This is a genomic window from Moraxella sp. (assembly GCF_030525845.1).
Lineage (GTDB): Bacteria > Pseudomonadota > Gammaproteobacteria > Pseudomonadales > Moraxellaceae > Moraxella.
The window spans coordinates 34525-59689 of sequence record NZ_JAUNDY010000002.1; the positions used below are offsets into that span (position 1 = coordinate 34525).

A 25165-nucleotide genomic window follows, 5' to 3' on the forward strand; every position below is an offset into this window, starting at 1 on the left:
CGCCATATTCTCTTTAAATGGTTTTTGGGTTAATTGGTAGTGATTTGCCCAATCCGCTCGCCCATTTTCACCAATTTACCATGCACAAACTCATCACCCCAAGCGGTACCCGCCGATTTTGGCAAAACAATAATCGCCGTTGAACCTAGATAAAACCGCCCAAGCTCATCGCCTTTTTTGAGTGCCATATCATGTGTGCGGTGCTGAATGTAGGGCGTGCGTTTGATGGCTCCTGTCGCCACACACTCAATGCCTGCCACAATCATCGCCCCAACCAAAACCACACACGCCTTGCCAAAAGCGGTATCAAATTCACACACCAAGCGTTCGTTACGAGCGAACAAATCAGGGACATGTAGGGCGGTGGTATTATTGACCGAAAACAGCGTCCCCGGTACATAGCGAGTGGCAACCAATGTGCCGTCAAAGGGCATATGGACACGGTGATAATTGGTGGGGGCAAGGTAAATCGTGGCAAATGAGCCGTCCGTGAACGTTTTGCTCAGTTCAAAATCCGCCAAAAGTTGCCCCACATCATAATCTCGCCCTTTGGCTTGGAGGAGTTGACCGTGCGTAATCGCTCCGATTTGGCTGATTTTGCCGTCGGCAGGGCAGGCAATGCCGTTCGCTGTCTCATCAATCGGACGCATGCCGTCTTTTAATTCACGAGTAAAAAAGTCGTTAAAACTCTCATAATCGTCCAAACTACCCCGCTGATACTCCGCTAAATCAATGCCATAGGCTTTGGCAAAGGTGTGGACAAAGGCTTTTTTGACATAGGGGTTTTGGCTTTTGGCAAGAAAACCTGCCACTTCGGATAGGGTTTGTTGGGGAGCTAGGTTTTGGGCGAGGGTAAATAGGTTCATAAGATTTTCCAAACTAAATTTGACACTTTATTTTAACCGATATTTGCTATAATGGGCGTTATTTTTTGTAGGAAATAATCATGAAAGCTCTGATTCAACGCGTACATTCTGCCAATGTGGTGGTGGATAAAAGAGTAGTTGGCGAAATTGGCACAGGCGTGCTTGCCTATATTGGCATTGGCAAGGACGATGATTTTGACAAAGCGTGCAAGCTCATTGATAAAATCCTCACCTACCGCATTTTTGAAAATACCACCGAGCCTGATAAACTGGGTAAAATGGACAAATCGGTATCCGATGTCGGTGGTGGGCTTTTATTGGTGTCGCAATTTACCCTGATGGCAAAAACCGACAAAGGTCGCCGTCCTGACTTCGCCCCTGCCATGCCTCCAAATGACGCCAAAGTGTTGTTTGATAGACTGGTGGATTATGCCAAGTCGGTTTATCCTCATGTAGCGACAGGCGAATTTGGGGCAAATATGGCGGTAACGGCGGTCAATGATGGTCCGATTAATTTTTTGCTTGAAGTGTAGAGCGTGCTACATCGCCTGTCAATGACTCCGGCAGAGGCAGTAGTTGACCTGCGCAAGCAATGTTGTCAGGTGTGCCAATCGCCAACGCTTCTATGCCTTCATCTGTGTGTATGCTATTGACGATTTGAATGTTATTGGGTGTATCTGATGTTAGTAGAATGCGATGTAGATATGCTTTGGGACTGGATTTAAAGTATAACCGTGCGATGATTTCTTGTCCTAAATAGCATCCCTTGTCATAATCGACACCGCCTCGCTGATGTAAGCGTAACTCTTGGGGCTGAAATAACTCTTGAGTGTCTTTGGTTATCCATGCATTGCCTGTTTGTATGGAGGTCTTTGCCCAGCCGTCAAAATCAGCCATTGCCTCATCTTCGCTAAATGTCGGTATGCCCTCCGATGTGGTAGGGTGGATGGGGGCTGGCGTGCTTTGGGTAAATTTAGAAAATGCACCGTATTTTTTAAAATGAGCAACCAACCCTTCCATACAGTCAGATGAGGTAATGAGTGCAAACCCATCATCTTGGTGGGCGACCCACAGCCCGAACAGCACCCTGCCTTTTAGGTTGCTGATGGCACAGGGTGTCCACCTATTGGTTAGTTTATTGACATCAACGGTCAGTTGACCCTGTAAAAATTTACCTGCATCTTGACCGCTTAGAGTGATTTTTAAAAATGAGTTCATAAAATTTCCAAAATGGCAAATACAAAACCACAATAGGGGGATTTATGCTTTTTTTCAAGCCAATTTTTTGTAAAAATGCTATAATAAAGGTTTTAAACAGGAAGATGCCATGACGTACCCAGCTTGTCCGAAATGCACCGAAAACTACACTTATGCTGATAATGACCTTTTGATTTGCCCCATGTGTGGCCATGAGTGGCAAGCAGACGAGGCGACCGATGATTTGCCGGTCATTAAAGATGCGGTGGGTAATGTCCTAGCTGACGGCGATAACGTTACTGTGGTTAAAGACTTAAAGGTAAAAGGCTCGTCCACACCCATCAAGGTTGGCACAAAAGTCAAATCCATTCGCCTTATTTATGATGCACCTGACGACCATGATATTGATTGTAAAGTAGAGGGCTTTGGGGCGATGAAACTCAAATCATCGGTGGTCAAAAAAGCCTAAAACATAAAAAACCGAGTGGGGGATACTTGCTCGGTTTTTATTTTGTTAGGATTTTTTATTTAGTACCTTACGAACCTTTTCTCTGGCACGGTCTTGTTTTAGGCGAGAGAGATAATCCACAAACACGATGCCATTTAGGTGGTCAAGCTCATGCTGGATGCACACCGCCAACAGTCCATCTGCTTCCACACTAAACGACACGCCGTCAGCATCAAGTGCCTCAATGAGGACACGAGCAGGTCTTTCGATGTCGTCATACACCTCAGGGATAGACAGACAGCCCTCCTTGTAGGGGGCTAACTCATCTGTTAGGGGTGTTACTTTGGGGTTGATGTACACCTTAGGGGCAGGCTCCTCGCCTTCTTTGGCAAGGTCCATGACGACAACCCGTATGTGTCTATCAACTTGGGTGGCAGCCAGCCCAATGCCTTTGGCATCGTACATGGTTTCAAACATGTCGCTAATGAGCGTCTTAATCTCATCGGTGATTTCCGTTACCTCATCAGCCACGATACGCAGACGAGGGTCAGGATAGTGCAAAATAGGTAATAATGCCATAAAAACTCTACTGGTTATTTTTGGGGTATTATATCCCAAAATGATGAGTTTGACAAAATATCACTGGCTTATTATTGGACTTGCCAAATCAGTAGGATAAAATCGCCACTTCTTTGACATAACTTTCAAAATCCGTCTGACTTTCCATGAGTAGCTCGTCATCACCCAAATGCTTGGCGTAGGCTATCCACAGTAGGAGTTGATAGACGCTGTTGTATTCTGCCTTTTTAAACTGTTTGACAAATTGCTTGATGGTGCCATCATCGGTCAGTTGTAAGCGATTAAACCATGTCTGGATTTTGGTGCGTTGCTCAGGCGTAAAGACGATTTCAAATAGGGCTTGGGTCAATACATGGCGGTCTTCTTCGATGATGAGTTTGCCTATCCGTTTGATTTGGCGGTTTTTAGCGGTGTGACTACTGATTTCGGTGAGATGTCGTAGCTCGTCCAAAAAGTATTCGCTCGCTGGCAGTTGTTCCAGTTGTTTTTTGGACAGTTTGGATAGGGGTTCGGACAAGGCTTGTAGGCGTTCGTGCGATTTTTTGATTTCGGTGCGAGAAACTCGCATGTCTTGTTTTGACCAGTCAATGTTCATAAAATGCTCAAAAAATAAAACAAATAAATTTACCAATACCGCTTTTCACGGTGCTTGACGATGATTGGCATGTTGGCGGGCAGGCGAGATTTGAGGAGTTCGCCCACTTTTTCGGCAACATAGACCGAGCGGTGTTTGCCCCCCGTACAGCCAATGGCAACGGTTACCAGATAGCGGTTGTTGTTTAAAAATTGCGGTAGCCATTTGCCCAAAAAATTACCAATGTCATTTGCCATGTCGTCCACTTCGGGATAGTCTGCAAAAAACGCTTTGACCGCATCATCACGCCCCGTCTGTGGGCGTAGGTTTTCTTGCCAATGGGGGTTTGGCAAAATTCGCACATCAAAGGTAAAATCTGCGTCAATGGGTGTACCGTGTTTAAAGCCAAAGGATAAAATATTGACCGTAACGACATTGTCCAGCCCAATGTGCTGGCGGACTTTTTCTTTGAGTTCGTGAATGTTGAGCGTGCTGGTGTCGATTTTGATGTCGGCATGGGTAGCAATGGGTTTTAGTAGCTCAATCTCACGAGCAAGAGCATTGGGTAGGTTATTTGCCGTAGGCAGTAGGGGGTGGACTCGCCGTGTCGCCCAAAAACGTGCCACAAGTACGCCTTCTTGGGCGGTAACGTATAGGATTTTGACGGCGTTTTGGTAGCGGTCAATCAAGGTTTCGTACACGCTTTCAAAGGCGGACAAATCGGCATTGGGATTTCGCACGTCAATGCCTAAGGCGACTTGTTTGACGTTGTTGGTAATCAAATCGTCCACCGCTTGATTGATGAGCGATAAGGGGAGATTGTCAATCACATAATAGCCAAAATCTTCTAAGATGTTGAGCACTGATGTTTTGCCAGAGCCTGACCGCCCTGAGACGATGATGATTTGGGGGTGCTGTATGTCAGTCATTTTATTTCCTATAAAGTTATCTCAATATTATCCAAAAGTCTTGCCTTGCCCACAAACACGGCAGTTAATATCACTAAATTTTTGTCATTGGCGGTTGGGATTTGTAATTTATCATTATACAATTCTAAATAATCCACTTTTAAACCCAGATTGGTTAAGTCATTATGATATTTTTGCATAATGTTGGCATAATTTTCAAAATCAGCATTTAAAATATCGACTTTAATTTTTTGTAGGGTTTGATAAATGACAGGGGCGATGGCTCTTTCATTAAGCGTTAAATAACCATTTCTTGATGACAATGCAAGCCCGTCATCGGCACGGACAATTTCGCCACCAATAATCTTAATACCAAAATTTAATTCATCATTTAACTGGCGGATAATCGCCAATTGCTGATGATCTTTTTTGCCAAAAACAGCAACATCAGGGCGGACGATATTAAATAATTTACTCACCACCAATCCCACCCCATCAAAATGCGTGGGGCGAGATTTTCCGCACAAAATTTGAGCCATTCCGCCACTTAATACCTGCACATTGGGCGGATAAGTGGGATACATTTCATTCACGCTGGGGGCAAAGACAATATCAGCACCCGCGGTTTTTAATTGTGCCAAATCGTCGTCCAGCGTGCGTGGATAACTATCAAAATCCTCGCCTACCCCAAACTGGGTGGGATTGACAAAGATACTCACCACCACAATATCGGCATAAGTTTTAGCAATATTGACAAGTTGAATATGCCCATTATGCAGATTGCCCATTGTGGGAACAAGAGCGATTTTTTTGGTACGGTGCGTTTTTAATTCGGATTGTAAGTCAAAAATAGTTTGAAATAATTTCATTGTTATTTACTCTATCATCAAATATCAACAAGCATTTAATTCGCTTTTTAACTGTTCACTAAGCCAATAAGCATTTACAAGAATTATAACACACAAAATCCCAAGCATAGAACAAAAGAACCAAACAGCGTCTGGTAAATTATTATAAGAAAATACAATAAAACCCAACAATAATAAAACACCAATAAAAACATTGATTTTTACAGTCATGGTTAATATTATCTTAGAGCCACCATTATAGGGCAATGGTTCTATTATTCCTTTTATTTGAATGGGTGAGTTTTTGCGATACCATTTTGGTGTTTGAGTTAAGATAAAGCCATTTTCACTAACAGAACCAAACCAATTTTCTTTTTTGTGAAATGAAAAATAATTATGAATACCAATTTGGGAATTGATATTTTTATTTAACTTTTCTTTAATTTCAATGGGGTTAAGTGTGGTAATAAAATGGCGTTTTAGATACATGATTTTCCTTAAAAAGTATGCTCCACACTCGGAAAACTTTTATTTTTTACCGACCGATGAAAATTAACAAACGCCCCCAAAATATCGCCTGTTTCATTACCGCTATCTTTTAAAAAGTCTTTGACAAATTTGGCTGCCTTTTTGGTATAAACACCCAGCATATCGTGCATTACCAAGACTTGTCCATCCGTATCCACGCCCGCCCCAATGCCAATCACAGGTACACTAAATTTTTCGGTTACTTTTTTGGCAAGCTCGGCAGGCACGCATTCCAACAAAATCATACTCGCCCCCGCATTTACCAAAATCTCGCAATCGTTTAATAACTTTTCGGCTTGCTCAATGGTTTTGCCTTGCACTTTATAACCGCCAAACACATTCACCGATTGGGGGGTTAAGCCTAAATGCACGCAAGTTGGCACGCCATTTTTTGCCAAAACCGCTACAATTTCAGCCAATTCGCCACCGCCTTCAATTTTCACGACATTTGCCCCTGCTTGCATGACCACACGGGCGTTGGCGACAGCGTCCGCCAAAGTCGCATAACTCATAAACGGCAAATCGGTCATAATCAAGGCGTGGCTATTGCTTCGTGCGACATTTTGGGTGTGATAGACCATATCAGCAACCGTTACAGGCAAAGTGGATGTTTGCCCTTGCACCACCATGCCAAGACTGTCGCCCACCAAAATCGTATCAATTTCGGCAACTGCCATTAAATGAGCAAAACTTGAATCATAACAAGTCAAACAACTAAATTTTTCGCCAGTTTTTTTATATTTGGCAAGGGTAGATAGGGTAATGGGGGCTTTTTGGGTTAAATAAGTCATTTTTTTTTTTATCCCTTTGTTACTCGGTGCCAATTTCTTTAAATTGACCATCCATTACTTTTAAAAATACTAAATAATCACCTATATAATAAACAAAACCCAATGCAATTTCGCCATTATCTCTAATTTCGCTATATGCAGGGTGTAAATATTGCCAAATGGCTTCTCTATTTTCTAAAATGGTATTAGGAAAATAGTCTTCTAAAAATTCAATACCTTGCCAAAAATTTATCATTGGTAAAGTGGCATTTTCTTTAATGTTTTTGATGTTTTCAAATAATTGGCGGACGGCGATTTCTTGATGAGGCATTAATCCATTTTTATCGCCCCAAACTTGAAATGAAAATTCATCATCAAAACCATTGATTTGGCATTCAACTTCCCAAGTTTTGCATTGCCCTTGACTGGTTAATGTCCCCAAATAAGGATTTTGGATTGTTTTTTCAAACATTTTTAATTAACCCACCCCAATCACTCGCCACCGCTAATTCTTTTACCTGTTGTCCATTCACCACCAAATCAGGGGCGATTTCAAGCAAAGGAATTACCACAAAATTCCTAAGCAATAACTCCCGATGTGGCACTATCAGCCTGTCATGATGAATAGTTTCATCGCCATACAACAGCACGTCCACGTCCAAACACCGCTCGCCCCAATGCCGAAGTCGCACTCGCCCTGCGGTGTTTTCTAGGGTTTGACAAAAATCCAATAGGTCAAGCGGGGCAAGGCTGGTGTCCGCCTTTAATACCGCATTGACAAAATCGGGCTGGTCGGTTACGCCATAGGCTTTGGACGAATATAAAGACGATGTGGCGACATGGCTAAAATACTCGCTGTGTTGAAAGGCGTGAATGGCGTTTTGTAAATGCTCTTTGGGTGTGCCGTGTTCGTTGGCGATGTTGCCCCCAAGCCCGATATAACAAGTCGTCCAACCCATGCTTATTCCCCCGCTCGTGGTTTGGCGTTGGATTTTTTGCGTTTTTTGGGCTTGTCGACTTTGTTGCTACTTTTATCCGCTTTATCCGCTTTGGCTTTTTTGGCTTTTTTGGCTTTTGCCTTATCAGATTTAGCTTTGTCGCCTTTGGTTTTTGGCGTTGCTTTTTCTGATTTTACTTTATCCGATTTGCCCTTTTTGGCTTTTTTGGGTTTGTCAGAGGGTTTGGCATTGTCCGTGCTGGCTTTGGGTAGGTCGTCCTCTGTGTCTTGTCGCTCTTTGATAGATAGCGTAGATGACGGCTCACGTTTGCGATAACGCTGGGCAGGAATGTACGGCTCATCATTGGCAAGCAGTCGCAAAAAGTCCGCTTCGCTATACGTCACAGGGGCAAACATCGGCACGTCAATGGCGGTATTGACTATGGGTGCTTGGCGTGGGCGTGGCGTGGGTGGGTTATCAGGTGTTGTGATTGGGGTGGTGTCAGCTTCGGGCGCGTCAAACGCCACTCTGGCACGGCGATTTCGGCGAGTGGTTGGCACGCCTTTGCCATTGCCAAACGCTTCTATCATCACCGCTTTGCCTGTTTCGCTTTGCTCTTGGTATTGTTGCCACCATGCTCCCATGCCACTCGTGGGTTCGGACAATACACAATCATCAAAGGACTCACGCATCAGCAAAAAGTCAAATCCTGCCCTAAATTTGGCGTGCGTGGCAAGCGTGGCGATTTCTTTGAGTTTGGGGTTCACAAGTTTGGGTTGAAACAACCAAATTCCTGCAATGAACTCTTCGGCAAACTTAGGAATGGCGGTTTTGGTGCGTTGGTCGTTCATGACTTTGGCGAGGGCTTTGGTTTGGGCATCAAAAAAGTGCAAGCCTTGTTTTTTAAATTTTGCCAAAGCGTGTAAATAGTTTTCCCACAACAGCACCGCATAAAAAAACGCCCCATTTACCCCCAAATCTTTGGCGATACGTTTGTCGGTATTGACGGCAATGGCATTCATCAAGGCGGTCGGAGCGGTCGGAGCATGGTGCATGAGGCTTGTCATCGCCCCATGTTGAAAGAGTAGGGGTAACAGCGGAGCAAGATAGCCACCACAAAACATCTTTTGGCTTTCGTCATACAGACGGTGGGCGGAGACTTGTTCGAGTAGTGCCCAGTTTGTGTCATTAAACTGTTTGGCTAAATTATCATCAAAGTTAAACCCAAGTTTCGCCTTGAACCGCAACGCACGAAGCAAGCGTACAGGGTCTTCCTCAACACGCACTTTGGCATCGCCTAAGAGCCTTAATGTGCCGTTTTTGATGTCGTCAATCGCCCCACAAAAGTCTAAAACTTCGCCTTTAATGGGCTGATAATACAGGGCGTTAATGGAAAAATCTCGGCGGGCAAAATCCTGCTCTATCGTCCCCCAGACGTTATCACGGGTAATCATGCCATCATCGGTGGTGTGCGTGTCGTCCTTTGGCGGGGCTCTAAATGTTGCCACTTCGATGAGTTCACGCCCCGAATAGACGTGAGCAAGCTGAAAACGTCTGCCAATAATCCGACACCGCCCCCCAAAAACCGCCTTAATCTCATGGGGGCGAGCGTTGGTTACGGCATCAAAATCCTTAGGGGCAAGCCCAAGCAAGCTATCACGCACACCGCCCCCCACGATGTACGCTTCAAATCCTGCTTTGGTGAGCGTGCTGACGACTTCCACGATACTGCGTGGCAAATGAGAGACCGACAGCCCCAGCGATTTGGCACTGTGGCGAGTGGGTTTAATGGTTTTTGGGTTTTTGGGTAAGCGTGTCGCCACCGTATTCTCCGAAAAAATGGTATTTGGGTTTATTTTACCTTGTCTTTGCCAAAAAAGCTAATACACCGTTAAACGGTGGCGGTTTTTTTCTAAGGTTGCCTCGCCAATGCCCTTGACGCGGGTTAAATCGTCCACGCTCTCAAACCGCCCAAACATCTCACGATACTCCACAATCGCCTGAGCGGTTTTTGCTCCCACGCCCTTTAATGTGGCCAGCTCGCCCATGCTGGCGGTGTTGATATTGACTCGCTCGCTTAGGGTTTGTTTGCTTTGTTTGTCATTGATAAGGGCTTGGTAAGCAAGTCTAGGGTCGGCATAGCATTGGCTTGCAAATGCCGATGTGGTTATTAGCCAAATTGTCAAGGCGGTGATGAATTTAATCATGTTTCTCAATGGCTTTTGCCTTATCCCAATAATTATCCATTTCTGCCAAATTGCTATCAGCAAAAGTTTTGCCATTATCCAATAAGGATTTTTCCACAAAGGCAAAGCGTCTTTTAAATTTGGCATTGGTGTTTTGTAATGCCATTTCAGCGTCCACGCCCACATGACGAGCCAAATTGGATAAAACAAATAACACATCGCCAAGCTCGTCGGCGATTTTTGCTTTTTGGTCGGCGGTTAATTTGTCAGTTTTATAGCAAAACTCTGCGTTTGGCAATTCAGCTTTTAATTCGCCAATTTCTTCGTCCAGTTTGTCCAGCACTCCACCCAAATTCGCCCAATCAAAACCCACGCTCCCTGCTTTGTCTTGTAGGTTTTGGGCGGTATTAAGAGCCGTACCTGATTTGACTTCGGACAAAAGACGTTTTGGGCGGTCTTTATTTTCAAGGGCTTTGATTTCGTCCCAGCGTTTTTTGACGTCTTCGTCCGTGCGTAGGTTTTCTTTGTCAAAGACGTGAGGGTGTCGTCTGATGAGCTTTTCTGTGAGGGCGTAAATCACATCGCCCATGTCAAATCGTCCTTGCTCGCAGTACAGATGTGCATGAAAAACCACCTGCAACAACACATCGCCAAGCTCGCCTTTGATGTCATCGGTGGCAAGCTGGCTGTGGTCATCCGCCCCAATCGCATCGATGAGTTCAAAGACTTCTTCTATGGCGTATTTTTGGAGGGATTGGTTGGTTTGTTTGGCATCCCATGGGCAATCCGTCCGCAGACGTGCCATGAGTGTGAGGAGGTCGTTAAAATTTGGACTGGGTTTCATGGTCTTATCAAAAATTAAAACCCCATGATAGCACAATCATGGGGCAAAATCATCTTTGGTTACTGCGTCAAATCCGCAAACAAAGCGGTGGATAGATAACGCTCGCCTGATGATGGGATAATCACAACGATGTTTTTGCCAGCGTTTTCTGGGCGATTTGCTACTTGCAGGGCTGACCAGACGCTCGCCCCTGAGCTGATTCCCACCAAAATCCCTTCTTTTTCTGCCATCTGACGTGCGGTGGCAAAGGCATCTTCGGTGGTAACGGTAATGACTTCATCATAGATGCCTGTATTTAAAATGCTTGGCACAAAACCAGGAGCGAGCCCTTGCAATTTATGAGGGCCTTTTTCGCCACCGCTAAATACAGGCGAATCCGCTGGCTCAACGGCGATGATTTTGATGTTGGGGTTTTTCTCTTTTAATACTTCGCCCACGCCTGTGATTGTACCACCTGTGCCAATGCCTGCGACCACGATGTCCACTTGACCGTCTGTGTCATTCCAAATTTCTTGGGCGGTAGTCTCACGGTGGATTTTGGGGTTGGCTAAGTTGTCAAATTGGCGTGGCATAAAATAGCCGTCCTGACTGGCAAGCTCGTTCGCTTTGGCAATCGCTCCACCCATGCCCTCTGATGCTGGGGTCAGTACAAGCTCTGCCCCATACGCACGCAATAAGGCACGACGCTCAAGGCTCATGCTCTCAGGCATGGTAATGACAAGCTGATAGCCTTTGGAGGCACATACCATCGCAAGTCCAATGCCTGTATTGCCTGATGTGGCTTCGATGATTTTGGTGTTTTTGTTAATCAGTCCTGATTTTTCAGCTTCGTTAATCATTGACAATGCAATGCGGTCTTTGACGGAGCTTGCTGGGTTAAAATATTCAAGTTTGGCAAAAAGATTGGCACCGCTTGTGTTAAGGGTATTGATTTTTACCAGTGGCGTGTTACCGATAAGGTCGGTAATGTTGTTTGCGATATTCATAAATTTTCCTGTGATAAAATGATAAGCTAGCATAGCAAATTTTTTATCAGTTTAACAGCTTAAAATAAAAAATGTTAAGCAAAATTCCAAAACAATTATTCCATTTTAGAATTTATAAAAGTAGCAAGCAACTTGTGTTAAAATAACCCCAACCACTCGATACATGGAGTAACCATCATGACTACATTTAACCCCATTACCATTTCTTGCTTTAAAGCCTATGACGTGCGTGGCGAGCTTGATGTCAATCTGGACAATGCCATCGCCTATCGCATTGGGCGTGCCTTTGCCCAATTTTTAAACAATGGCAACACCCCAAATCCCACCATCGTCATCGGCTCGGACATTCGCCCATCTAGCGAAAGCCTAAAACAGTCCGCCATAGACGGCATCACGGACGCAGGCGTGAGTGTCATTGATTTGGGCATGGTTGGTACTGAGGAGGTGTATTTTGCCACGAGCCACTATGGGGCAATCGGTGGTATTGAAGTGACTGCCAGCCACAACCCCATCAATTACAACGGCTTAAAAATGGTGCGTGAAAACTCCCGTCCCATCAGTAGCGACACAGGCTTGGCGGACATTCGAGCGATTGCCGAGCGTGGCGAGTTTATTACCGCAGACAAAGGTACGGTAACTTTAAACACCGACAAAACCGCCTACATTGATAAGCTCATGAGCTTTGTTAATACCGACGCCTTTACCCCCAAAAAAATCGTGGTAAACTCAGGTAACGGCTCGGCAGGCCCTGTGGTGGACGAACTTGAAAAGCATCTAGGCGGACAAATCGAGCTTATCAAAGTCCACCACACCCCAGACGGCTCATTCCCCAACGGTATCCCCAACCCCATGATTATCGCCAACCAACAGGCGACATCGGAGGCGGTCATCGCTCATGGGGCGGATTTTGGCGTGGCGTTTGATGGTGATTTTGACCGCTGTTTTTTATTTGATGAACAAGGTCGTTTTATTGACGGCTCGTACATCGTGGGTATGCTTGCCCAAGTATTTTTAAACAAACATCAAGGCGAATCTATCGTCTATGACCCCCGTGTGATTTATAACACCGAAAATGTCATCGCCCAAAATGGTGGCGTTGCCCAAATCAGCAAATCAGGGCATTCCTTCATTAAGCAAGTCATGCGTGAAACAGGGGCGATTTATGGCGGAGAGATGTCAGCACATCATTACTTCCGTGATTTTGCTTACTGTGATAGTGGCATGATTGTGTGGCTGTTGGTCATTGAATTATTGTCCGTGACGGGTAAAACTTTATCCGAACTCGTTGGCGGTTATCTTGATGATTTCCCTAGCTCAGGCGAGTTAAATTTCCGCTTGGGCGAGCTGACAGCGGACGACATTCGCACCAAACTAGAAAACAAATACAGCACCTTTGCCCCCACCAAAAACACCCTAGACGGGCTAAGCCTAGATTTTGGGGCGTGGCGGTTTAATTTGCGTTCAAGTAACACCGAGCCACTCATTCGCCTAAACATCGAAACCAAAGGCGACAAGGCATTATTACAAGCCAAAACCGATGAAATTTTGGCACTATTGGCAGAGTGTGGGGCGGTGAGTGCCGACCATTGATGTATGTGTAAAAAAGGAGGGGTATGCGTTTATGTTGCATGACCCTCCCTTTTTATCAACACTTATTTGATGGGGTTGTTATTGATTTATTGATTTACTAAATAATATTCACTCACAAGTTGTAAATATTTACCATTAATGACTAAACATTTTTCGGACATTTTATTTCGCTCATTTTGATTTTCGACTTTGAAAAAATCTACCGATTGCGGACAAAATACTTTGGTATTACCCAAATTCCACGCCATATAACCATAAAGAGCCTTCTTATTTCTTAAGATTAGGGAGTTTTGCATATTAATGCTACCAAAAACAGCGACCCATTTAAGTCGCTGTTTTTATCATTGAAAGTTAAATCAGCCCCCAATCTTCTTATATTTCATACGCTTAGGTGTAGCATCTGCCCCTAGCCTTTCTTTACGCCATTTTTCATATTCAGAATAATTACCATCAAAAAATTCAGGCGTTTCATTTTCAAATGACAAAATATGCGTACAAATACGGTCTAAGAACCAGCGGTCGTGCGACACCACCATCACCGTACCGGGGAACACTTCTACCGCTTCTTCTAGGGCACGCAAGGTTTCCACATCAAGGTCGTTGGACGGTTCGTCCAGCAAGATGACATTCGCCCCTTGTTTTAGGGTTTTGGCAAGTTGCAAGCGGTTTCGCTCGCCCCCCGATAAGTTGCCAACCAGTTTTTGCTGGTCTTGACCCTTAAAGTTAAAGCGTCCGATATAAGCCCGTGATGGCGTGGTGTACTCGCCCACCGTAATCATATCCAGACCGTCCGACACCTCTTCCCACACCGTTTTTTTGTCATCAAGGTTATCACGCACCTGTCCCACATAGGCGACTTTGACACTCTCGCCCACTTCTACCGTGCCAGTATCGGGCGTGTCTTTGCCAGTAATCATATTAAACAAGGTCGTTTTACCCGCCCCATTTGGCCCTACAATGCCTACGATTGCCATTGGTGGCACGGTAAAGGATAGGTTTTCATAAAGCAGGCGGTCGCCAAAGGATTTGGAAATGCCTTTGACCTCAATGACTTTATTGCCCAGTCTTGGTCCTGGTGGAATATAAATCTCTGCCGTCTCATTTCGCTGTTGAAACTCACGAGAGTTCATCTCTTCAAAGCGTTCTAGGCGAGATTTGGACTTGGCTTGCTGACCTTTTTGGTTTTTGCGTACCCATTCTAGCTCTTGTTTTAACGCCTTAGCAAAGGCTTCTTCTTGTTTTTGTTCTTGTTCTAGGCGTTTATTTTTTTGTTCTAGCCACTCGGTGTAGTTGCCTTGATAGGGGTAGCCATAGCCACGATCCAGCTCCAAAATCCACTCAGCGACATTGTCCAGAAAATAGCGGTCGTGGGTAATCGCCACAATCGTGCCAGAATAGTCTTTTAAAAATCTTTCAAGCCACGCCACGCTCTCGGCATCAAGGTGGTTGGTTGGCTCGTCAAGTAGGAGCATATCAGGCTTGGATAAGAGCAGACGGCACAGGGCGACACGGCGTTTTTCACCGCCTGATAACTTGGAGACATCAGCGTCCCAAGGCGGTAGGCGTAGGGCATCGGCGGCTTTTTCAAGCTGGGTGTTTAGGTTGTGAGCGTCCCACGCCTGAATGATGTCCTCCATTTTGCCCTGCTCGGCGGCGAGCTTATCAAAATCAGCGTCAGGCTCGGCATACTCGGCATAGATTTGGTTTAGGCGGTCAAGGGCGTCTAGGGCTTCACGCACGCCATCTTCCACATTTTCACGCACGGTTTTGTTGGGGTCAAGCTGGGGTTCTTGGGGCAGATAGCCCACCTTAATGCCTGCTTGGGGGCGTGCCTCGCCATTGTACTCGGTGTCCACGCCCGCCATAATGCGTAGTAGGGTGGATTTGCCTGCACCGTTTAGACCCAAAACGCCAATTTTGGCACCTGGGAAAAAAGAAAGTGAAATGTCCTTTAAAATCTCCCGTTTGGGTGGAATGATTTTAGAGACTTTGTTCATCGTGTAGATATATTGAGCCATATAAATCCTTGATTTAAAAAGAAAAATGGTAAAATAAAAATGGGGGATTTAACTTGCTATTATCGCATTATTTTTGGGTTTGGGCAAGGTGTTTTGTTTTAGGATTTGGGTAAAATAAATTTGGCTAATATCGCTGAAATAATTCCCACAAATAACGCCAAAAACAAACTCACAATCAAACCATACAATTCAGGAAAAATCATTAAATTAAACAAGAAAAATCCAACCAAAGAAATCAAAAATCCCGCCAAAAACGGCTTAACATAATCAGATAATTTAGTAATTTTAATTTGTAAATTAATCAAAACAAAACCAACTATTGCCATAAAAATCACTGTACTTAATATGCCAAAAAATAACGCGGTCGCCATAATGATAATGCTTATAGTATCACTTCTAAAAATAATGATTAGCAAAAAATAAACAAAAATTGGAAAATTAAAAACCAAAGTGCCAAATAGGATATAATTTTTGATAACCTTGTCATTAGGATAAGTATCTTTTAATTCTTTATTCATAAAATTTTCCTTTTAACATTTTGGTAAAATAAATTTAGCAAGAATTGCTGATGATACGCCTCCGATGATAGAAAATAATATCGAGCCACCAACAAATCTTATTAAGTGGTTCACTGATGATTCGCCAATTAAGGCAATTAAGCTTGTCAATAATGAAGGCAGTAAAGTTGCCAGCCAGCCAATAAAAAATGCCTTTAAATAATGCTCTGGATTTAAGATTCTTATCTTAAAATAAGCCAACATAATCCCTGCAAATAAAGCAGGAGTAAGCCCAACTAGCCACGCCATAATTAAAAGAAATGCAATCCAATCCAGCCCCGCAGGAAGCGAAAAAGGCAAGACAACTACACCGCCCACCAGTCCGCCTAACAATGGATAAAGCATGATGACTTTTAAAGTTGGGTATTTGCTTTCATTATTTTTATTCATAAAATTTTCCTTTTAATATTTTGGCAAAATAAATTTGGCTAATATGGTTGATGACACTCCGCTTATCAATGCAATGCAAAATATTAGCATAATAAAGTAGATAGCACTTTCAAATTTCAACAATCTTGAATCAATTTCCATAAGTGCCAAAACGCCAATAAACACCAACCCCAAAATAAAAAATACCAAAAATGCAACACCAAAAGGCTTCAAATAGTCAAAGGGTCTTTTGATGATGATTTTAAAATAGCCAATCACAATACCGCTTAACAAGGCAGGTACTAAACTCACCAAAAACCACCAATAAAAATAAATAGCCAAATAACCCCAATCATTACGACTTGTCATAAAAAGGCTAACAAATGGCAAGGATAGAAGACCACTTAATAAGCCTGTAAATAAGGCATAAGCGATGATGATTTTTGGGGTTGGATACTTTGTCATATTTTTATTTGTCATTATTAAACCCCAAACCCCTTTATCAACGCTCGTACGCCCAATATCAGCAAAATGACAAGCACGATTTTTTTAAACATGGCTTGGGATATTTTATCCCTAAAATAAAATCCTAAATACAAAAACACCACCGACACCACACTCGCCACACCAATCATCAGCCAGTCATTTTTGGGCAAAGCAGTCAGAGCCTGCCACAGTACGATAAGCTGGGCGATTTTGCCAACGACATAGCAAAGGTTACTTGCCTTGATGAGTTCGGTTTTTGGGTCATCGGTGTGTTCGGTAGCGGAGAGCAAATACATCACGAGTAGGGGCGACATGGCGTTGGTGGCTCCGCCCAACACCCCTGCAATCGTACCGCTTATCACAAGGCTTGGGGTGGTGTTTGGTAGTTTAAAATTTTTGCCCACGCTCATCGCCACAAACTGCATGGCAACATAGCCAACAATGAGTAGCCCTAGTGCAATCAACAGATGATGACTTGCAATGATAAAGACAAGTTTGGTGCCGATAAAACTACCAACAAAACTTGTTAGCACAAGAAGCCAGTATTTTTTAAGATAATAAACAATCCGCCCACCGTCCAAAAACACCACCAAATTGATAAGCAAACAAGGAATGACCGTCAGCACCAAAACGTGCGACATCGGATAGCTACTTGCCAAAGCGGTGGTAGCGATGAGCGTTACGCCAATGCCTGTCAATCCATGAAAGATACTGGCGATGATAAAAGTTAAGATGATAAGGGCGAAAGCAGTCATGTCCGTATTGATTGTAAAGGTGGGGTTAAAGTATAACAAATTTTGCCAAAAAATCCATTTACAACTGCTCCGATTTTCTTTATGATAAGACTTCTTTAATAACAATTTTAAAAGGACACCCCATGACCAACATCATTCACAACCCCACCACCCAACGCTTTGAAGTTCACATTGACGGTCATACCGCCTTTTTAAGTTATGAAGTGGTTGATGATGATACCTTAAATTACAATCACACCATTGTCCCCCCTGAGCTTGGCGGTCGTGGTGTGGGGACAGCTTTGGTGAAATTCGCCTTAGACCATGCCCGTGATAATGGCAAGGCGGTCGTGCCAAATTGCAGTTTTGTGGCAAGCTATATCCAAAGACGACCCGAATATCAGTCGCTTTTGGCATAAGGTAAGTTACAAAAATCCTGCTGATTTTGTCAAAAATTTTGGTACAATAGGACACCTTTTAACATCTGGATAAAGTCTATGAGTACACTCACTTCCGACCAAGTGGCTTTACAGTTGGAAAACTTTTTACCTGATTGGCAACTGGACGGCAATCGTTTGGTAAAAACCTTTGAATTTGGGGATTTTGCGTCTGCGGTGGCGTTTATCACTCGTTTGGCGTTTTATTGCCAAGAGCTGGAACATTATCCACGTCTCACCCAGTATTACACCGCCGTGTCGGTTACGATTGGTGAAGTCGATGACCCTGAAATATATGGCAGGGACGTGCAACTTGCCAAGCGGATACAGGCGTGTTTTACACAATAATCATCAAGCCATGTTGCAAAACGTGGCTTTTTTATTTTTGGTTGCATTAAAACCATTACATCGGCGGTATGAATGAAAGTGGTGGAAATTTTTTACGTTTGGCTAAATGTGTCAAATTAGCAACTTATACAAGCGATAGACTCCCAAGACCACTTGTGTAAATCTACCCCAAACCTTGAAAAACTTGGTATAATAGCGAGTTTATTGTGTAATACAGTAGGATATTATGGATATTCAAGTCATCAATCATACCGCCATTTATCAAAAGCTTGCCACCGCCCATGCCGTGCGTGCCGAGCAAGTACAAGCCTTTGCCGAGCTTCTTGACGAAGGGGCGAGCGTGCCTTTTATTGCTCGTTATCGTAAGGACAAAACAGGCGGACTCGATGACGACATGCTGCGTCAGCTTGAAAAGGCATTGACCCATGAGCGAGAGTTAGAAATCCGCCGTAACAAAGTGCTTGAACTTTTGACCAATCAAAATGCCCTAAGTGATGAACTGGCAGAGCGTGTGCAAAGTGCCACCAGCAAATTGGAGCTTGATGCCATTTATGAGCCCTACCGCCCAAAACGCCGTTCGCTCTCTGCTAAGGCGACTTTGGCAGGACTTCGCCCCTTTGCCGAGCGGATTTTGGCGGGGGAAAGTTTGTCCATTTTAAGCGACTATACGCCTGTCAGCACCGTAACAGATGACACAGGCGAGAGTTTTGATGTGGATTATTCCACCACCGATTTACAGCTGGCTGGCGTACAGGCGATTGTACTTGATGAATGGGCATTGAATCTGGATTTGTTTGACAAAGTACGCACAAGTTTTAATACCACCGCCAGCATTCATTCACAGCTTGTAGGCGAAGAAAAACGAGAGGCAGGCGAAAAATTCAAAGACTACTTTGACCATACAGAACCCTTTGCCAAACTATCAAATCACCGCCTGCTTGCCATGCTCCGTGGTCGTCAAGCCAATGTTTTGGTACTGTCGGTATTGGGCGAAGATGAGCCAAACATTCACCAAATTAAACAGTCATTAAATATAGACGAAACAAGTGAGCAGGGCAAATTCTTGGGCGAAACGGCAGAAAAACTTTGGTCAATCAAATGGCGACCACAGATAGAACACCGCCTTTTGACCGAACGGCGACTGATTGCAGAAACGCACGCCATCGGTGTCTTTGCCCAAAATCTAAAACACCTTTTGATGACTGCTCCCGCAGGACGAAAAGTGATATTAGGCGTAGACCCCGGTATTCGTCATGGGGTCAAAATGGCGGTGATTGACACCACAGGCGATGTGCTTGCCACCGACACGGTATATCCTTTTACCGACAAAACGCCTGATGCTGCCAAAGAAGTCATTAAACAGCTAATCTTAACTCACAATGTTGAACTTGTCGCCATTGGTAATGGCACAGCAAGCCGAGAAACGGACGAGCTTGTTAAGGCAGTTATCAGCGAAAATGCCCTATCCACCAAAGCCATTGTCGTCAGCGAAGCAGGGGCGAGCGTCTATTCGGCAAGCGAGATAGCAAGTCAAGAACTACCAAACCTTGATGTGTCAGTGCGTGGGGCGGTGTCTATTGCAAGACGACTGCAAGACCCTTTATCCGAGCTTGTCAAAGTAGAGCCAAAGGCAATCGGCGTGGGGCAATATCAGCACGATGTCAATCAAACCGAGCTTGAAAGCAGCCTTGATAAAGTAACCGAAGACTGCGTCAATGCGGTGGGGGTTGATGTCAATACCGCAAGCCCTGCGATTTTGTCGCACATTGCAGGACTTAACAAAAATGTCGCCCAGCAGATTGTTAATTATCGCCGTGAAAATGGAGCATTTAAAAACCGTGAACAGCTCAAAGCCGTACCCCGTTTGGGTGTCAAAACCTTTGAACAGTCGGCAGGGTTTTTGCGGATTAAAGACGGCGATGAGCCACTAGACGCAACAGGCGTACACCCAGAGAGCTATGGGTTGGTGTATGAGATTTTGGGCAAGGCGGGTAAGTCGTTGAGTGAGGTGCTTGGTAACGAAACCCTTGCCAAATCTTTAAATAACAGCGGTGATGATTTTAGCCAAACTGCCACCGTGCTTGCTGAGCTTGCCAAACCTGCCCACGACCCCAGAGGTGAGTTTAAGACCGCCAAATTCCGTGATGATGTTAGCCAAATGGCACATTTACAAATCGGTATGGAGCTTGAAGGTGTGGTTACCAATGTAACTGCCTTTGGTTGTTTTGTGGATATTGGCGTGCATCAAGATGGGCTTGTGCATATTTCTGAATTATCAGACGGCTTTGTATCTGACCCTGCCGATGTTGTCAAGCCCCAAGATATTGTCAAAGTGCGAGTGCTATCGGTGGACGAGAATCGCAAACGCATTGCTTTGACAATGAAACAAGCAAAAGCCAATAAAGCCAAAGCAGTTGATAAGACACAAAAATTAGAAAAACTTGATAAGCCAAAACGCCAGTTTGACAAAGTGAGTAAGCCTAAATTTGATAAACCAAGATCAGATAAAACCAAAGAAAATGCCAAAGTGGGCAGTCTTGGGGCGTTATTACAGCAGGCGGGACTTAAACAGGGTTGACGATGAAAAATAAGCTCATTACTCGCCGCGATTTTCTAAATGGTACAGCAGTGGCAATTGCAGGCATGGCAACAGGTACGCTAACCGCCTGTGGCAACGAAAAACCCACCCCAAAGGCGGACATCACTCCCAAAGCCTCCACGCCCACACCACCCACCACCTCAACCTATCCGCCAAGCCTCACAGGTTTGCGAGGCGATCACGAGGGTAGTTATGATGTCGCTCACGAAATGGCGTGGAAAAAAGTCAAATTTGATGTATCGGGCGAGCCTGTACTAGAAACGGTGGATTTGGTCGTGGTGGGTGCTGGCATTAGTGGCTTGGCGGCGGCTTATTTTTATCAAAAAAAATTCCCCAATGCCAAGATTTTGGTATTAGAAAATCACGATGATTTTGGTGGGCACGCCAAACGCAATGAGTTTTTAGAAACCGTCGATGGCAAAGAGATCTTTCGCATCAGCTATGGTGGTAGTGAATCCATCGATACGCCCAGCGAATACAGCGATGAGGCGATGGGGCTGTTGAAGGAGTTGGGGGTGGATATTGATAAGTTTTACACCTACTTTGATCAAAAGTTCTTTGATAAGTTTCACTTAAAGCACGGTGTGTTTTTCAATCAAAAGAACTTTGGCAAAAGTACTGTCATCGCTGACACACCTAATGCCGACAATGCTAAGACCTTTTTTGAAAAAGCACCATTATCCGACACCGACAAAAAAGCATTGATTGATATTTATGCCAACCCCCAAGATTATCTGGGTGATATGCCACAAAGTAAGCGTGAGGATTTTTTAAAGACCATCAGTTATGATGCGTTTTTAAAGGATTATGCAAAATTGCCCCATTCGGCAGTCACCTACCTATCGGACATTTGTTTGGAGTATTGGGGGTTTAATATTGATGGTTTGTCAGCATTAGATGCTTTTTATGATGGTTATGTTGGTTTTGATAAGTTGGGCTTGTCGAGCGATGAGGGTGAAGGCGAACCCTACATTTTTCATTTTCCAGACGGCAATGCTTCCATCGCTCGATTGCTTGTCAAAAAACTAAACCCCAACATCGTCTCAAACCCCAAAAACGCCCAAGGCAAAACCGACATGGAGGCGATTGTCCTTGATAAGTTTGATTACGCCAAACTTGATGTGGCAGGACAACCCTTTAATGTCCGTCTTAATGCTACGGCTGTACAAGTCAAAAACATCGAAAAAGACGGTAAAAAAGGCGTGATGGTCGGCTACAAAAAAGACGGCAAACTACATCGTGTCGATGCCACTCATTGTGTGCTTGCCTGTCATCATGCGTTGATACCGTATTTGGATAGTGATTTACCCCAAGAGCAAAAGGAGGATTTTTCACAAAATGTCAAAGTGCCGATGATTCACACCAAAGTCTTGTTGAAGGACTGGACAGCCTTTGAAAAATTGGGTATTTATAAATTAACCGCTCCCACCAGCCCTTATTGTTTGGTGCGATTGGATTATCCAGTCAGCATGGGTGGCTATCATCATGCCAATGATCCTAGCGAACCCATCATTGTACACATGGTGCGTATCCCTGTACCATACGGCACAGGCAAAGATGTCCGAGAAGCTTGTAAAATCGGACGAGCCGAACTGTATCAAGCCAGTTATCACGATCTAGAAAAACAAGCACTTGATCAACTCAAAGAACTCTACGATCTGGCAGGTGAAAATCTGGACGATAAAGTCTTGGCGGTAACCATCAACCGTTGGGGGCATGGGTACAGTTATGAATTTAACCGCTTGTTTGATAAAGATGAGGTGGCTGATAAGGTGTTAGCCAATGTCAGACGCTCACATGGCAATATCTACATGGCGGGATCGGACGCTGGCTGGACCCCTTATGCCGATGGGGCGATAGATGAAGCATGGCGTGCGGTTGATGAGATTGGGGTGTAGATACAGAATTAATAAATCCAATAAACCACCAAAACCAAAGAACCTGCCAAAGTTGGTGGTTTGGGCTATTACTCAAACATGTGGGGCTTTGATGATCATCTCTTAGTCTTGCACCGGATATAAACCCAAGAGCCTATTTGCTTTTGGGTTTTTTTATGAAGCATATTTGGTAAAATTTGGGTTCTTGTCAAAAACTTGGTGTTAAAACAGCTTGCAAATCAGGGGGGGCAGAATAGTAGTAACATTTTAAAAGGAATTGTGTCATGATTAAGCTGTCCGTTATCATTCCATTTCGTTGCGAAAGCGAATCTAGCGATTATTTGATGTATCGACTCAAAGAATTGCTCAAATCTATTCCCAAAGATTTACCGCTAGAATTCATGGTGGTGGACTCTGGTTCGTCATTAGATTACAGAACAAAATGTCAAAAAATCTGTCAAACTCATGGTGTGATTTATATTTATCATGATACTTTTGGTAGTCCGTTTTCTATCGGAGCGTGCCGTGATTTTGGTGTGAAGCACGCCAAAGGGTGTGCGGTTAGTTTTTTAGATGTGGATTTGCGAGTTGCTCCTGATTTTTGGCAACGTCTTTTGGTACTGATGGAAGCATGGGGCATTTCAAAATACAAAAAAAGTTTTTTGGCGATACCTTGCATGTATCATGCATGAGCGATTTTTTAAAATTGAAAATTCTTCGGTCAAAGCAATCGCACCAAGTAAAATGCACCAAAAATACCAAAATAACAGAAAGCAATTTTTTGATGATGTAAAAAATCCTCTGGTGGCACAGTATTGGAAAAGGGTTGGTAAAAAATTATCATCGCATTGATGAGGTAAGGCTAGCAACTTAGGGCGTGCCCAAATAGCAAGGTTGAAATTGTGATCAAAGACCATCATCTAAGACAAATGCCGAAAATTAAGGTTTTTGCTTGCGATGTTTTTATTTTAGAGTGTAGCCATGCCAGAATTACCAGAAGTCCAAACCACCAAACTTAGCCTATCTCCGCTCATCGGTCAGATGGTTGATGACGTCTATGTGTCAGGCTATCGCCTGCGTGAGCCTATCCCAGATGATATTGATGAATTGGCTGGGTCGGTGTTGGTGGGCGTGGTTCGCCGTGCCAAGTATCTGATTTTATCTTTTGATAAAAGCGGACAAATGTTGGAGCTACTTGTGCATTTGGGTATGTCAGGTAGTCTCCAACAGCACACCTGCCTTGTGCCACGTAAGCATGACCATGTGGTATTTGGCTTTGGTAGTATTCGCTTGCATTATCATGACCCTAGACGTTTTGGCATGGTAATGTGGCAAGCGGATGCAGGGTGTTATTTGGATAAGCTGGGTGTTGAGCCATTGTCTGATGAATTTGATGTGGCATACTTAGCCAAATTTGCTCGCAAAACCGCCAAGCCCATCAAAACGCTTATCATGGAGCAGTCTGTGGTGGTGGGTGTGGGTAATATCTACGCCGTAGAGAGTTTGTTTTTGTCGGGCATTCACCCTGCCACACCCGCTCGTCAGGTTGGTATGGATAAGCTGACTGATTTGGTAAAAAATATCAAGACAATCCTCGCCAAAGCCATCAAGCAAGGTGGTTCAACCCTCAAAGATTTTCGTGTGGGTGATGGTAAGGCGGGTTATTTTCAGCAAACCCTTATGGCGTATGGGCGAGCAGGCGAGCCTTGTGTGGTTTGTCATCATGTGTTAGATGATGTTAAAATTGCTGGTAGAGCCAGCGTCTATTGTCCAAATTGCCAGCCTTTTGACATTATTCAATCAGATTAAGCGGTGCAAGGTCTGCCCCTTATCGGAAAAATCTAGCGTTTTACCTACTTTTTCATAAAAAGGGCTTGATAATGTGGGCGTAACTTGTTTTAATATGGATAATTTTATCTTTTGGGTGGATCACCTATATTTATTGGGGTATTCTTATGAAAATTAAACACTCTATTCTTGCTTTGGTTGCTGCAACCATGATTGGTACGTCCGCTCATGCTGCTATTGAGATTAACGAAGAGGATTTCGGTCCAACTTATGGTACAGCGGTGTTAGATGTTACTGTTGCCAAGCCTTTGCAGTTCGTTGGTGCGGTAGCAGGTACTGCGTTGCACGTGATTGGCTTGCCATTTTCTATCGCATCAGACAGTGTAGATACTTCTTATGAGGCGTTGGTGGCCAAGCCATGGCAGGCATTTTCTCGCTGTGTGGGTTGTTCTGAGGCGTATGACACCTATCGTAATACCCATGAAGTTAATCCAAACGAAGTGCGTATTACTGTGGACAGACCATCAGAAATCATCATTAACACAGACCAAAATGTCGTGGTAAATCCACGCTAATTTGGTGCCATTGCAGATTTATCAATTTTAAGTTGGTGTTATTTCTCCGACCTATTTACCAAGTTTTGGTAAATAGGTTTTTTGATATTTTGGGGTTAGCATTGATGGTTTGTGG

At 44.1% G+C, this 25165-nt stretch carries 29 protein-coding genes; 10 read left to right on the forward strand and 19 right to left on the reverse strand.

The genetic code is table 11. From position 1 onward, the window contains the following. Positions 1 to 29: 29 nt before the first annotated feature. Positions 30 to 866: an archaetidylserine decarboxylase gene (asd, locus tag Q4B79_RS01110; protein ID WP_303084581.1), complete on the reverse strand. Its 837-nt coding sequence runs from the start codon at positions 864 to 866 to the stop codon at positions 30 to 32. 80 nt (positions 867 to 946) lie between these two features. Here asd and dtd point away from each other — a divergent pair, with 80 nt between their 5' ends. Then, on the forward strand, positions 947 to 1399 hold the full coding sequence (gene dtd, locus Q4B79_RS01115) for a D-aminoacyl-tRNA deacylase (protein WP_303084582.1): 453 nt from the start codon (positions 947 to 949) through the stop codon (positions 1397 to 1399). On the opposite strand, the gene Q4B79_RS01120 is transcribed toward dtd, so the two are convergent. Beyond that, the gene (locus Q4B79_RS01120) at positions 1377 to 2084 is read right to left on the reverse strand and encodes a folate-binding protein YgfZ (protein ID WP_303084583.1); all 708 of its coding nucleotides are present in this window, start codon (positions 2082 to 2084) and stop codon (positions 1377 to 1379) included. The two genes, dtd and Q4B79_RS01120, sit on opposite strands and share 23 nt — an antisense overlap. 109 nt (positions 2085 to 2193) lie before the next feature. Between Q4B79_RS01120 and Q4B79_RS01125 the strand changes: the two genes are divergently transcribed. Beyond that, positions 2194 to 2532: a zinc ribbon domain-containing protein YjdM gene (locus Q4B79_RS01125; protein WP_303084584.1), complete on the forward strand. Its 339-nt coding sequence runs from the start codon at positions 2194 to 2196 to the stop codon at positions 2530 to 2532. Between the two features lie 45 nt (positions 2533 to 2577). Here the strand turns inward: Q4B79_RS01125 and def are convergent, their stop codons facing one another. From def to cysK, 12 genes are all read right to left on the reverse strand, one after another. After that, positions 2578 to 3090, reverse strand: coding sequence for a peptide deformylase (gene def / locus Q4B79_RS01130; RefSeq protein WP_303084585.1), 513 nt, complete (start codon positions 3088 to 3090; stop codon positions 2578 to 2580). Positions 3091 to 3178: 88 nt separating this feature from the next. Next, positions 3179 to 3685 carry a ribosome biogenesis factor YjgA gene (yjgA, locus tag Q4B79_RS01135; protein ID WP_303084586.1) on the reverse strand — a complete coding sequence of 169 codons (507 nt, stop codon included), beginning with the start codon at positions 3683 to 3685 and terminating at the stop codon, positions 3179 to 3181. Positions 3686 to 3714: 29 nt separating this feature from the next. Continuing rightward, the gene (gene rapZ / locus Q4B79_RS01140) at positions 3715 to 4593 is read right to left on the reverse strand and encodes an RNase adapter RapZ (RefSeq protein WP_303084587.1); all 879 of its coding nucleotides are present in this window, start codon (positions 4591 to 4593) and stop codon (positions 3715 to 3717) included. A gap of 8 nt (positions 4594 to 4601) precedes the next feature. Beyond that, positions 4602 to 5441 carry a pantoate--beta-alanine ligase gene (gene panC / locus Q4B79_RS01145; protein ID WP_303084588.1) on the reverse strand — a complete coding sequence of 280 codons (840 nt, stop codon included), beginning with the start codon at positions 5439 to 5441 and terminating at the stop codon, positions 4602 to 4604. Positions 5442 to 5465: 24 nt separating this feature from the next. After that, positions 5466 to 5909, reverse strand: coding sequence for a hypothetical protein (locus Q4B79_RS01150; protein ID WP_303084589.1), 444 nt, complete (start codon positions 5907 to 5909; stop codon positions 5466 to 5468). Between the two features lie 8 nt (positions 5910 to 5917). Continuing rightward, positions 5918 to 6739 (reverse strand): 3-methyl-2-oxobutanoate hydroxymethyltransferase, encoded by an 822-nt coding sequence (panB, locus tag Q4B79_RS01155; protein WP_303084590.1) that lies wholly within the window; start codon positions 6737 to 6739, stop codon positions 5918 to 5920. 19 nt (positions 6740 to 6758) lie between these two features. After that, positions 6759 to 7190, reverse strand: a complete 432-nt coding sequence (locus tag Q4B79_RS01160; protein ID WP_303084591.1) for a hypothetical protein — start codon at positions 7188 to 7190, stop codon at positions 6759 to 6761. Further along, complete coding sequence (gene folK / locus Q4B79_RS01165) at positions 7183 to 7677, reverse strand: 2-amino-4-hydroxy-6-hydroxymethyldihydropteridine diphosphokinase (protein ID WP_303084592.1); 495 nt, start codon at positions 7675 to 7677, stop codon at positions 7183 to 7185. The genes Q4B79_RS01160 and folK overlap by 8 nt, the downstream gene beginning before the upstream one ends. 2 nt (positions 7678 to 7679) lie before the next feature. Beyond that, positions 7680 to 9479 (reverse strand): polynucleotide adenylyltransferase PcnB, encoded by a 1800-nt coding sequence (gene pcnB, locus Q4B79_RS01170; RefSeq protein ID WP_303084593.1) that lies wholly within the window; start codon positions 9477 to 9479, stop codon positions 7680 to 7682. A 57-nt stretch (positions 9480 to 9536) separates the two neighbouring features. After that, positions 9537 to 9863: a ComEA family DNA-binding protein gene (locus Q4B79_RS01175; protein WP_303084594.1), complete on the reverse strand. Its 327-nt coding sequence runs from the start codon at positions 9861 to 9863 to the stop codon at positions 9537 to 9539. Further along, entirely contained in the window at positions 9856 to 10686 is an 831-nt protein-coding gene (gene mazG, locus Q4B79_RS01180) for a nucleoside triphosphate pyrophosphohydrolase (RefSeq protein ID WP_303084595.1), read from the reverse strand. Before mazG ends, Q4B79_RS01175 begins: the two co-directional genes overlap by 8 nt. A gap of 59 nt (positions 10687 to 10745) precedes the next feature. Then, positions 10746 to 11672 (reverse strand): cysteine synthase A, encoded by a 927-nt coding sequence (gene cysK, locus Q4B79_RS01185; protein ID WP_303084596.1) that lies wholly within the window; start codon positions 11670 to 11672, stop codon positions 10746 to 10748. A gap of 177 nt (positions 11673 to 11849) precedes the next feature. Between cysK and Q4B79_RS01190 the strand changes: the two genes are divergently transcribed. Continuing rightward, entirely contained in the window at positions 11850 to 13262 is a 1413-nt protein-coding gene (locus Q4B79_RS01190) for a phosphomannomutase CpsG (protein ID WP_303084597.1), read from the forward strand. A gap of 356 nt (positions 13263 to 13618) precedes the next feature. On the opposite strand, the gene ettA is transcribed toward Q4B79_RS01190, so the two are convergent. The 5 genes from ettA to Q4B79_RS01215 form a co-directional block, all read right to left on the reverse strand. Continuing rightward, the gene (ettA, locus tag Q4B79_RS01195; RefSeq protein ID WP_303084598.1) at positions 13619 to 15280 is read right to left on the reverse strand and encodes an energy-dependent translational throttle protein EttA; all 1662 of its coding nucleotides are present in this window, start codon (positions 15278 to 15280) and stop codon (positions 13619 to 13621) included. Between the two features lie 98 nt (positions 15281 to 15378). Continuing rightward, the gene (locus tag Q4B79_RS01200; protein ID WP_303084599.1) at positions 15379 to 15798 is read right to left on the reverse strand and encodes a hypothetical protein; all 420 of its coding nucleotides are present in this window, start codon (positions 15796 to 15798) and stop codon (positions 15379 to 15381) included. Between the two features lie 12 nt (positions 15799 to 15810). After that, a complete protein-coding gene (locus tag Q4B79_RS01205; protein ID WP_303084600.1) occupies positions 15811 to 16227 on the reverse strand; it encodes a hypothetical protein in 417 nt (138 codons plus the stop codon). Between the two features lie 12 nt (positions 16228 to 16239). Continuing rightward, positions 16240 to 16686, reverse strand: coding sequence for a hypothetical protein (locus tag Q4B79_RS01210; protein ID WP_303084601.1), 447 nt, complete (start codon positions 16684 to 16686; stop codon positions 16240 to 16242). Between the two features lie 2 nt (positions 16687 to 16688). Then, complete coding sequence (locus Q4B79_RS01215; protein ID WP_303084602.1) at positions 16689 to 17447, reverse strand: sulfite exporter TauE/SafE family protein; 759 nt, start codon at positions 17445 to 17447, stop codon at positions 16689 to 16691. A gap of 122 nt (positions 17448 to 17569) precedes the next feature. Here Q4B79_RS01215 and Q4B79_RS01220 point away from each other — a divergent pair, with 122 nt between their 5' ends. The 7 genes from Q4B79_RS01220 (at position 17570) to Q4B79_RS01250 (ending at position 25050) form a co-directional block, all read left to right on the forward strand. After that, complete coding sequence (locus Q4B79_RS01220; protein WP_303084603.1) at positions 17570 to 17845, forward strand: GNAT family N-acetyltransferase; 276 nt, start codon at positions 17570 to 17572, stop codon at positions 17843 to 17845. A gap of 78 nt (positions 17846 to 17923) precedes the next feature. After that, positions 17924 to 18211 (forward strand): 4a-hydroxytetrahydrobiopterin dehydratase, encoded by a 288-nt coding sequence (locus Q4B79_RS01225; protein WP_303084604.1) that lies wholly within the window; start codon positions 17924 to 17926, stop codon positions 18209 to 18211. A gap of 226 nt (positions 18212 to 18437) precedes the next feature. Then, a complete protein-coding gene (locus Q4B79_RS01230) occupies positions 18438 to 20789 on the forward strand; it encodes a Tex-like N-terminal domain-containing protein (RefSeq protein ID WP_303084605.1) in 2352 nt (783 codons plus the stop codon). Between the two features lie 2 nt (positions 20790 to 20791). Next, positions 20792 to 22708: an NAD(P)-binding protein gene (locus tag Q4B79_RS01235; RefSeq protein ID WP_303084606.1), complete on the forward strand. Its 1917-nt coding sequence runs from the start codon at positions 20792 to 20794 to the stop codon at positions 22706 to 22708. Between the two features lie 263 nt (positions 22709 to 22971). Next, the gene (locus tag Q4B79_RS01240; protein ID WP_303084607.1) at positions 22972 to 23379 is read left to right on the forward strand and encodes a glycosyltransferase; all 408 of its coding nucleotides are present in this window, start codon (positions 22972 to 22974) and stop codon (positions 23377 to 23379) included. A 289-nt stretch (positions 23380 to 23668) separates the two neighbouring features. Next, positions 23669 to 24496 (forward strand): bifunctional DNA-formamidopyrimidine glycosylase/DNA-(apurinic or apyrimidinic site) lyase, encoded by an 828-nt coding sequence (gene mutM / locus Q4B79_RS01245; protein ID WP_303084608.1) that lies wholly within the window; start codon positions 23669 to 23671, stop codon positions 24494 to 24496. Positions 24497 to 24642: 146 nt separating this feature from the next. After that, a complete protein-coding gene (locus tag Q4B79_RS01250; protein WP_303084609.1) occupies positions 24643 to 25050 on the forward strand; it encodes a hypothetical protein in 408 nt (135 codons plus the stop codon). The last annotated feature ends 115 nt before the right edge of the window (positions 25051 to 25165 follow it).

Coding starts and splice junctions, on each gene's coding strand:
- asd (WP_303084581.1), bottom strand. CDS start 866: ATGAACCTATTTACCCTCGCCCAAAACCTAGCTCCCCAACAAACCCTA.
- dtd (WP_303084582.1), top strand. CDS start 947: ATGAAAGCTCTGATTCAACGCGTACATTCTGCCAATGTGGTGGTGGAT.
- Q4B79_RS01120 (WP_303084583.1), bottom strand. CDS start 2,084: ATGAACTCATTTTTAAAAATCACTCTAAGCGGTCAAGATGCAGGTAAA.
- Q4B79_RS01125 (WP_303084584.1), top strand. CDS start 2,194: ATGACGTACCCAGCTTGTCCGAAATGCACCGAAAACTACACTTATGCT.
- def (WP_303084585.1), bottom strand. CDS start 3,090: ATGGCATTATTACCTATTTTGCACTATCCTGACCCTCGTCTGCGTATC.
- yjgA (WP_303084586.1), bottom strand. CDS start 3,685: ATGAACATTGACTGGTCAAAACAAGACATGCGAGTTTCTCGCACCGAA.
- rapZ (WP_303084587.1), bottom strand. CDS start 4,593: ATGACTGACATACAGCACCCCCAAATCATCATCGTCTCAGGGCGGTCA.
- panC (WP_303084588.1), bottom strand. CDS start 5,441: ATGAAATTATTTCAAACTATTTTTGACTTACAATCCGAATTAAAAACG.
- Q4B79_RS01150 (WP_303084589.1), bottom strand. CDS start 5,909: ATGTATCTAAAACGCCATTTTATTACCACACTTAACCCCATTGAAATT.
- panB (WP_303084590.1), bottom strand. CDS start 6,739: ATGACTTATTTAACCCAAAAAGCCCCCATTACCCTATCTACCCTTGCC.
- Q4B79_RS01160 (WP_303084591.1), bottom strand. CDS start 7,190: ATGTTTGAAAAAACAATCCAAAATCCTTATTTGGGGACATTAACCAGT.
- folK (WP_303084592.1), bottom strand. CDS start 7,677: ATGGGTTGGACGACTTGTTATATCGGGCTTGGGGGCAACATCGCCAAC.
- Q4B79_RS01175 (WP_303084594.1), bottom strand. CDS start 9,863: ATGATTAAATTCATCACCGCCTTGACAATTTGGCTAATAACCACATCG.
- mazG (WP_303084595.1), bottom strand. CDS start 10,686: ATGAAACCCAGTCCAAATTTTAACGACCTCCTCACACTCATGGCACGT.
- cysK (WP_303084596.1), bottom strand. CDS start 11,672: ATGAATATCGCAAACAACATTACCGACCTTATCGGTAACACGCCACTG.
- Q4B79_RS01190 (WP_303084597.1), top strand. CDS start 11,850: ATGACTACATTTAACCCCATTACCATTTCTTGCTTTAAAGCCTATGAC.
- ettA (WP_303084598.1), bottom strand. CDS start 15,280: ATGGCTCAATATATCTACACGATGAACAAAGTCTCTAAAATCATTCCA.
- Q4B79_RS01200 (WP_303084599.1), bottom strand. CDS start 15,798: ATGAATAAAGAATTAAAAGATACTTATCCTAATGACAAGGTTATCAAA.
- Q4B79_RS01205 (WP_303084600.1), bottom strand. CDS start 16,227: ATGAATAAAAATAATGAAAGCAAATACCCAACTTTAAAAGTCATCATG.
- Q4B79_RS01210 (WP_303084601.1), bottom strand. CDS start 16,686: ATGACAAATAAAAATATGACAAAGTATCCAACCCCAAAAATCATCATC.
- Q4B79_RS01215 (WP_303084602.1), bottom strand. CDS start 17,447: ATGACTGCTTTCGCCCTTATCATCTTAACTTTTATCATCGCCAGTATC.
- Q4B79_RS01220 (WP_303084603.1), top strand. CDS start 17,570: ATGACCAACATCATTCACAACCCCACCACCCAACGCTTTGAAGTTCAC.
- Q4B79_RS01225 (WP_303084604.1), top strand. CDS start 17,924: ATGAGTACACTCACTTCCGACCAAGTGGCTTTACAGTTGGAAAACTTT.
- Q4B79_RS01230 (WP_303084605.1), top strand. CDS start 18,438: ATGGATATTCAAGTCATCAATCATACCGCCATTTATCAAAAGCTTGCC.
- Q4B79_RS01235 (WP_303084606.1), top strand. CDS start 20,792: ATGAAAAATAAGCTCATTACTCGCCGCGATTTTCTAAATGGTACAGCA.
- Q4B79_RS01240 (WP_303084607.1), top strand. CDS start 22,972: ATGATTAAGCTGTCCGTTATCATTCCATTTCGTTGCGAAAGCGAATCT.
- mutM (WP_303084608.1), top strand. CDS start 23,669: ATGCCAGAATTACCAGAAGTCCAAACCACCAAACTTAGCCTATCTCCG.
- Q4B79_RS01250 (WP_303084609.1), top strand. CDS start 24,643: ATGAAAATTAAACACTCTATTCTTGCTTTGGTTGCTGCAACCATGATT.